The organism is Streptomyces sp. CA-250714 (assembly GCF_050936705.1).
In the GTDB taxonomy this organism is placed as follows: Bacteria; Actinomycetota; Actinomycetes; order Streptomycetales; family Streptomycetaceae; genus Streptomyces.
On the sequence record NZ_JBNJMI010000001.1, the window covers coordinates 4,186,125 to 4,192,876 of the forward strand.

General features: G+C 71.4%; 7 protein-coding genes. All 7 read right to left on the bottom strand.

The annotated features are described in order from the left end of the window. Positions 1-20: 20 nt before the first annotated feature. The gene (locus ACQEU8_RS18825; protein WP_433102052.1) at positions 21-872 is read right to left on the bottom strand and encodes a N4-gp56 family major capsid protein; all 852 of its coding nucleotides are present in this window, start codon (positions 870-872) and stop codon (positions 21-23) included. A 66-nt stretch (positions 873-938) separates the two neighbouring features. Continuing rightward, complete coding sequence (locus ACQEU8_RS18830; RefSeq protein ID WP_433102054.1) at positions 939-1,631, bottom strand: hypothetical protein; 693 nt, start codon at positions 1,629-1,631, stop codon at positions 939-941. Positions 1,632-1,737: 106 nt separating this feature from the next. After that, positions 1,738-1,908: an Rmf/CrpP fold protein gene (locus tag ACQEU8_RS18835; RefSeq protein WP_382930531.1), complete on the bottom strand. Its 171-nt coding sequence runs from the start codon at positions 1,906-1,908 to the stop codon at positions 1,738-1,740. A gap of 5 nt (positions 1,909-1,913) precedes the next feature. Further along, a complete protein-coding gene (locus tag ACQEU8_RS18840; protein ID WP_433102056.1) occupies positions 1,914-4,121 on the bottom strand; it encodes a phage minor capsid protein in 2,208 nt (735 codons plus the stop codon). A gap of 240 nt (positions 4,122-4,361) precedes the next feature. Beyond that, entirely contained in the window at positions 4,362-5,846 is a 1,485-nt protein-coding gene (locus tag ACQEU8_RS18845; protein WP_433102058.1) for a phage portal protein, read from the bottom strand. Then, complete coding sequence (locus tag ACQEU8_RS18850; RefSeq protein ID WP_433102060.1) at positions 5,833-6,012, bottom strand: hypothetical protein; 180 nt, start codon at positions 6,010-6,012, stop codon at positions 5,833-5,835. Before ACQEU8_RS18850 ends, ACQEU8_RS18845 begins: the two co-directional genes overlap by 14 nt. A gap of 11 nt (positions 6,013-6,023) precedes the next feature. Continuing rightward, a partial coding sequence (locus ACQEU8_RS18855) for a terminase (RefSeq protein ID WP_433102062.1) occupies positions 6,024-6,752 on the bottom strand: 729 nt, incomplete at its 5' end.

The window sequence follows — 6,752 nt, forward strand, 5'->3', positions numbered from 1 at the left end:
GTGGTAGCGGCGGAGCATCATCACGCGGCCCCAGTGGCGAGCGTGCCGACGCAGACGCCCTTGTCGTCGAGCCGCTTCACCGCGTAGTGCATGTTCGTCGTGATCACGTTGGTGCGCTTGAGAATGTCGCGGTCGTGCTCGACGATCGGCCGCCGCTTGTAGAGCAGGCCGAGGCTGTTCTGCTTGAGCAGCAGGAACGTTCCTGCGGTAACGCGGTCGGTCACGATGACCGGCATACCGGCGATGGCGCCGATCGTGCCCGTGGTGACCGGGATCGAGGTCCCCAGCTTGGCGGCGTCGGTGAACTGCGCGTCGTCCCACACCTGCGTGCGCTGCGCGGAGTTGATGAACAGTCCGGCGAACTCGGACGGGTCGAACTCGTCACCGAACAGGGCGGCGGCGTGGTTGATCACGCCCCATGAAAGGGCGGTCTCGGTGGCGGTGTACCGGTAGGGGTTGCCGCCGCCCTGGGCGGTCTCGTCGGCCGCAGCCTGCCCGATGAGGTCCGCGTCGACCTTCCGGGCGGCGAGGATGCCGAACTGCCGCTGCGCCTCCGACCGGGGGTCGCCGAGCGCGTTCAGCATGGCGTTGTCGCTGATCTCGACGGCCTTGCCGGCCTCCTTGATGGTGGCCTTGCTGCTGGTCTGCCCCATGACGGCGGTGGACATGGCGACGGCCTCGGTCAGCTCGTCGAGCTCGCCGAGCGCCCCCCACTTGGGGAAGTTGATGCTGTCGCCGGGCTGGCCGACGAGCGTGCTGTCGACCATGACGGCGGACGAGCCACCGACGCGCACGGCGCCGGCGAACTTCGCCTGCGCCATGTCGGCCCACACCTCGGGAACGATCAGGTTCGCGGCCTTGGTCTCGGCCATGACGGGTGCTCCTTCTCTCCGGCGCGGTGCCGGGCGGTTGGGGATGCCCGGCGGTGGGCGCCGGGGTCAGGAACCGGCCAGGCGCCGGTATGTGTCGGGGTCGGACTGGTACAGCTCGGCACGCTGGGCGTAGTCCATGGCGGCGAACTGCTGGGCGGTGACCCCCTGCGACGGGGGCCCGGAGAACTCGGCACCGGAGCGCGGCGGCCCTGCGGGCTGCTGGACGGCGAGCTTCGGATTCGCTGTCACCGCGGCCTCGACCGCGGCCTTAACGGCGGCGGTGTCGGTCGGGTCGAGCTCGGCGACAGCGGCGGCGAATGATCGGCTGTCGAGCAGCGCATCGGGGTCGCCCCCGGCCTCCCGCGCGGTGCGGTAGACGGCGAGCTCGACGGCGGTCTGTCGGGCCTGTTCCTGCGCGGCAGTGAGCTGCTGCGTCAGTTCCTCCGGGGTGGCCTGCTCTCCGGCCTTGGACGGGTCGAGGATGCCGAGCAGCTGCTGTGTGAGCTCGGCGCGTGCGTCGTCGGCAGCTTTCTGCTTCGCCGTGACGCGGGTCTTACCGGCCTCTTTGCGGGCGTCAGCGAGCTCGGTCTCAAGCCGTGCGATCTGCGCGGCGGTGTCCTCGCCCTGCTGCTGTCCCTCCCCGGTTGGCGGTGCCGCGGGCGGGGTCGGCTTCGGCGCGGTGCCGGTCGGGTCCTGCCCGCCCTCGCCTGCCGGTGCGCCCTGCTGCTGGCCGCCGGGGGTGCCGTTGTCGTCGCTCATGGGGTGCCCTCCTGGGGCTGGTGGGCCCGCTCCTGGCGGGCGTGTGGTCATAGCAGTGAGGGCCCGCACCTGGCGGGCCCTCGGGGTCGTGCTGTCAGGGGTGGTACTACTCGGCGCGGTCGCGCGTGGCGAGCGGCCGGGTCTCGGCGTAGCCGCGAATCCATGCGGTGCGCAGCAGGGAGTCACGGGGGTGTGGGCAGGCGGTCGGGCGGTCGCCGCGGCGGCCTGCCTCTCGGCCGGCGGTCACGGCCCGGACGATGTCCTCACGCGTACCCATCGGCGCTACCTCCGCTGCTGGTGTTCGGCCTCATTCTGCCGAGCCCGCTCGGCGGCTGCCGACCGTATGCCGGTGGCCTGCTCGATGAACTCGGCCTGCGTCATACGGCCGTGCTCAGCCCACCATGCCTTGAGTTCGTCGGACGCGCGCGCGTAGGCGATGCGCGCGGGACCGCTGAACAGACTGATCGGGTCGACGCCAGCCATCTCGGCGCGCTTGTTCAGCAGGTAGCCGCGGCAATCTTCCTCGGCCGCGAGGTACTGCGCGTACACGTACTCGTCGTACAGCTCCCGCGCCTCACGGCGCGTGATACGCCGCTCCTCCTGCTCGTCGTCGGACGTGTCCGACGCGTCATGCGTTGTGCTGTCGGACGTGGACGGCTCGGCGTCGGACGCCCACGCACCCCACTCATCCGGGCCGGGCGCGGGCGCCATGACTTCGGCGAGTGCGTCACGGTTGGCGAGCAGGTCGGCGACCGCGTCGGACGTGTCCGACGGGGCCGGGAGCGGCACGCCGTCGCGGCGGTCCATCTCGGCGGCGATGCGGGCGAGCTCGTCGGCGGTGGCGTACTGCATACACCATGCGAGCTCATCGTCGGACACGTCGACCAGCTCGGCGAGCAGGTGTCCGCCGGGAAACAACCGGGCGAGGGCGTCGCGTCGGGCGGCCTCGGCGGCGAGCAGCGCCAGCGTTGCCGGGTCGGCGTTGCGGGCGCGGGCGGCCAGCTGCGCGTCGGACAGTCCGACCAGTTCGGGCCGGACGCCGGGGAGGCTGGCGGCGCGGTCGCGCTGGTCCATCTCCGTCATGACGCGCAACGCGTCGGCGTCGGACAGGTGCCCGTACGCGCGGGCGAGCTCTTCGTCGCTGAGCGCGGCGAGGTCACCGTCGGCCAGGGCGGCGCGGGTGCGGGCGAGCAGTTCCTCGCGGTCGCGTCGGTCGGACTCGGCCTCGACGCGGGCGAGGGCCCGCTCGTCGAGCAGGTTCGAGCGTGCTGCGGCGGCGAGCTGGTCGTCGCTCATTTCCCGCGCGCTCTGCTCGTCGCCCGACCACAAGCGGGCGGCTTCGACCTGCTCGGCCGTGGCTTCGGTTCGCTTCGGCGGGAGGTTCGAGGCGCCGGGCTGCTCGCGGCGCCGCAGGCGGCGCAAGTCGGGGTGCGCGGTGAGGTGGTTGCGCATGGCGCCCTGCCACTGTCTGACCTTCGCCTCGGCGGCCTTCTTCGCTTCCGGGGTGACGGCTGCGGCGGCGCGGCGCTTGTATTTGCGGATGTGCCGCTCGATCTCGCGCTGACGCTGCCCGGCCTCGTAGCCGCTCGGGTCGCTGACGGCCTGCTCGGTGCGCGTGATACCGGGCGCGTACGCGCTCACGCTGTGGCGGCAGTTGGGATGCTGCAAGCCTGCGAGGCGCGCCTCGTCGAGCGCTCCGGCCACCTTCACGGGCACCATGCGCCCGTCCTCGATGGCGTGCTCGACCGTGCGCTTGCCGGTCGGTCCGTTGATGGCCAGTACGCGGCCCTCCCACGGGCGGCAGAGAGGGCACTCGCGCGGCGCGTCCGAGACGATGACCAGGTCGATACCGGCGTCGGACAGGGTCCGCATGTGGGCCTCTGTCGCGGCGCGCGCAACGGACGTACGGACGGCCATTTCCGCGTAGCTGGTGAGCTGCCATCGGCGGCCGGCCTTGTCGACGAACGCCCGGATTCCCTCGTCGGCGAACCGGCGCATGGCGTCCTGTGTGGCCTGTCGACGGGTGCCGGTGCCCAGTAGGGGCGTGGCGGTGACCTCGGCGACGATCGCCCGGAACCGGTCGACGACTGCCCGCAGAATCGAGCGGTGCGTCGAGGTCACCACGTCGACCGCTTCCTGTGCGAGGCGGTCGACGGCCTGAGCGTTCGGGGTCACGTCGTCGACCAGGGCGCGGGCGTCGTCGGACAGGGCGCCCAGTTCGGCGACCGCGGCGCGGTGCCCCGTGTTGTACGCCTCGGCGACCACGTCGAAAACCTCAAGGGTCACGGCCTTGCCCAGTTCATCGACCACGCCCTGTGAGGCGCGGCGCAGCTGGGCAATGGCGGCGAGCTTGCGCTCGGCCCACCCTGGGGCGTCGAGGCCGGCGGCGAGCTGCCGAGCGATGATGCCGAGTAGGCGTTCCTCGGCCCCGGCGTACAGGTCGCGCGTGCCGGCGGCGAGGTCTTCGACCATGCCGGGGTGAATGGGCATCTGTCACCCCCTCGCGTGATGATGGGGCCATGGCCTATCGCCCGTATCCCAACGTCGAACGCGCTCGCCGGCACATCGGGGGTGACTACGACGCGCCCGTGCCGGGCCGGCCGCATGACTGGCAACGGCCGGCCGACGGGTACGGGCGGGTCTGCACGCAGTGCCGCATGGCCCGTAAGTTCTGGGCGGGCGGTGCCTGCCCTGGTGTCCCTCTCGGGTCGGGTCAGTACGTCTGACCGATCACGCGGCCATGGGGAAGTTTCCGACGGGGTCGGGCGCGCCCGCGCCGGTCTCGGCGAGGATCGCGTCGACCTCGGCCTGTACATCGCTGTCGTCCCACTCCGGATGCAGCACCTTGACCTTGGTCTTGGTGGAGACAGCGCCTGCACGGTTGAGCAGGTCGAGCGTTGTGGCGGTCTGCTGCTCGGACTCGGCGACACCGTCTCCGAACTCGACGTTGGGGCGTTCGGGGGTGATGCGCTGCCCGAACTGCACCGCGTCGAGCTGCAACATGACGTGCAGCATGTCGGCCAACGGATGCCTGACGTACCCGGCCTTCTTCTTCCGGGTCACCATGCTCCGGGCGTCCCGACTGTCCGACTCCGTCGCGGTGATGGGCTGCCCGCCGCCATCGAGGCCGAAGGACTGGGCGCTGTAGCCGGCGGACTGGGCGGCCTGCCGCATGAGCGCTTCGGCGGTGCGCTGGTGCTCCTCGACGCGGATCTCGAACTGAGCGAGCGTGATGCCGTTGCCCTCGGTCGGGGGCATGCGCAGACTCGTCCACACTTCGCGGTCCTCGTCGAAGCTCGCGCCTTCTCCGGGGCCGTTGTCGCGCAGGTAGCCGTCCGGAACGATCAGCCGGGCGCGGGCGAGCCTGATGTCGCGCATCCAGCTCGACCACGTCTCGTCGAGGCTGGCGAACTGGTCGTAGATCGGCGCGGCGTAGTCGCTGCGCCCGAGCGGGGCGCCGCGGTGCCTGCGGTTGGGCAGCATGTTCGGCACGTAAGCGGCCGTGAGGTTGCGAATGCCGGTGCTGATGGACTGCCCGTCGCCGTCGGTGTCGAGGCTGTCGACCAGCTCGGCCGTGTCCGGGTGCTCCGTGAGCGGCACGGGCCGGCCGACGGTGTCGGCGGTGCCCTCGTACAGCGCGTGCGTGATGCGGCCCGGCTCATGCCGCTCGAAGTGGCGCAGCACGGTGTGCGCGTCGTCGGTCGTGAGCTCGCGCCAGAACGTGACGGCGCGCAGCATCCCATATCGAAACTCGGGCAGGGCTGCGTCGGGTTGCACCACGTCGAGTATCGGCCGGTCGACCAGCTCGCGGTCCCACGTTGCGCGCAGGTAGACGCTGCTGAGCGCGGCGGCCTGCTCGGCGCCAGAGATGAGCGTCTGCTGTACGCGGCCCTCGTCGAGCAGCACATCGAGCCGCGCTTGCGTGTTGGTATCTGTGACGGTGATTGCGGGCATGTCGGCGAACAGCAGGTCGGCTGACGTGCTGGCGATATCGCCGGGCAGGGGAACGTGCAGCCGGTTGTCTCGGCGCGGGTGGTGGTCGAGGGACTTGCGGCCCCACAGGCGGCGACGCTCGGCCGGGCGCGGGTGGGGCTCGTAGATGCGGGCGAGACGGCGCCGGTCACCGGAGTACCAGGCGTCGTCGAGGGCGATCTCGCGGTACACCTCTGCCCACTGCGGGGGCGGCCACGGGGCGCCGGTCTCAGGGAGTGGCATCCGGGGTCACCTCCTGGTCGTTGAGGATGTCGGCGGCGGCGCGGAGGAATCCGGCGACTGCGGGGCGCAGGGGCTCGCCGGGTTCGAGGGTGAGCTCTCCCGCGTCGACCGTGTGGTCGCCGACGGTGAGTCGTATGGGGAGGGTGAGTGGTGCGGTTGCGGCCATGGGGCGGCTCCTTACGCGGCGAGGCTGAGCAGGTGCCGCCATTCGTGAGCGGTGGAGTGGAGGGCGTACCGCAGCGCGTCGCATGAGTGGTCGTCCACCTTGAGCGGCTTGTCCTCGCCCTTTTCGGTGGCGGCGGGGTCCCAGCAGTAGCCGGCCATCTCACCGAGCAGGCCCTCACAGGAGCGGTGTACGAGCAGGCGGCCGGACGCGAGCAGTGCGGCCACGGACCGGATGCCGTCGGTCACGTCGTTCTGCGCGCGGGCGATACCCGGGAAGCCGTCGGCCCACATCTGCGTGATGAAGCTCGCGGCGCTGGGGTCGATGAACGTCCACTCGGGCGTCACGCCCGCAGGCGCGTCGGGGGCCGCGTCCGGATGACGCCACGTGGCGAGCCAGTTTCGCACGGCGGCGCTGTACTGGGCGTCGGTCATCTGCCGGTGCACGCGGCGGGAGTCGTGCCGCCACTCGCTACACACGTATAGGCGGCCGTCGACGCCCTCGCCGAGCAGCAGCGCGGCAAACGCGTTCGTGGTGCCGTAGTCGGTGCCGGCCCAGTAGCGGCGCATCTGCGGCAGCTCGTCGACGACGTGCTGTCCCTCGTCCCACATGTCGTAGATGGCGCCCTCGGCGACGACCCATGCGCCGTCGATCATGCGGCGTCGCCAGAGGCCGACGTACTCGGCGGCGAGCGCGTCGACGTAGGCGCGGGACAAGCTCGGGTTGTCGCGCAGCTTGAAGTG

Coding starts and splice junctions, on each gene's coding strand:
- ACQEU8_RS18825 (WP_433102052.1), bottom strand. CDS start 872: ATGGCCGAGACCAAGGCCGCGAACCTGATCGTTCCCGAGGTGTGGGCC.
- ACQEU8_RS18830 (WP_433102054.1), bottom strand. CDS start 1,631: ATGAGCGACGACAACGGCACCCCCGGCGGCCAGCAGCAGGGCGCACCG.
- ACQEU8_RS18835 (WP_382930531.1), bottom strand. CDS start 1,908: ATGGGTACGCGTGAGGACATCGTCCGGGCCGTGACCGCCGGCCGAGAG.
- ACQEU8_RS18840 (WP_433102056.1), bottom strand. CDS start 4,121: ATGCCCATTCACCCCGGCATGGTCGAAGACCTCGCCGCCGGCACGCGC.
- ACQEU8_RS18845 (WP_433102058.1), bottom strand. CDS start 5,846: ATGCCACTCCCTGAGACCGGCGCCCCGTGGCCGCCCCCGCAGTGGGCA.
- ACQEU8_RS18850 (WP_433102060.1), bottom strand. CDS start 6,012: ATGGCCGCAACCGCACCACTCACCCTCCCCATACGACTCACCGTCGGC.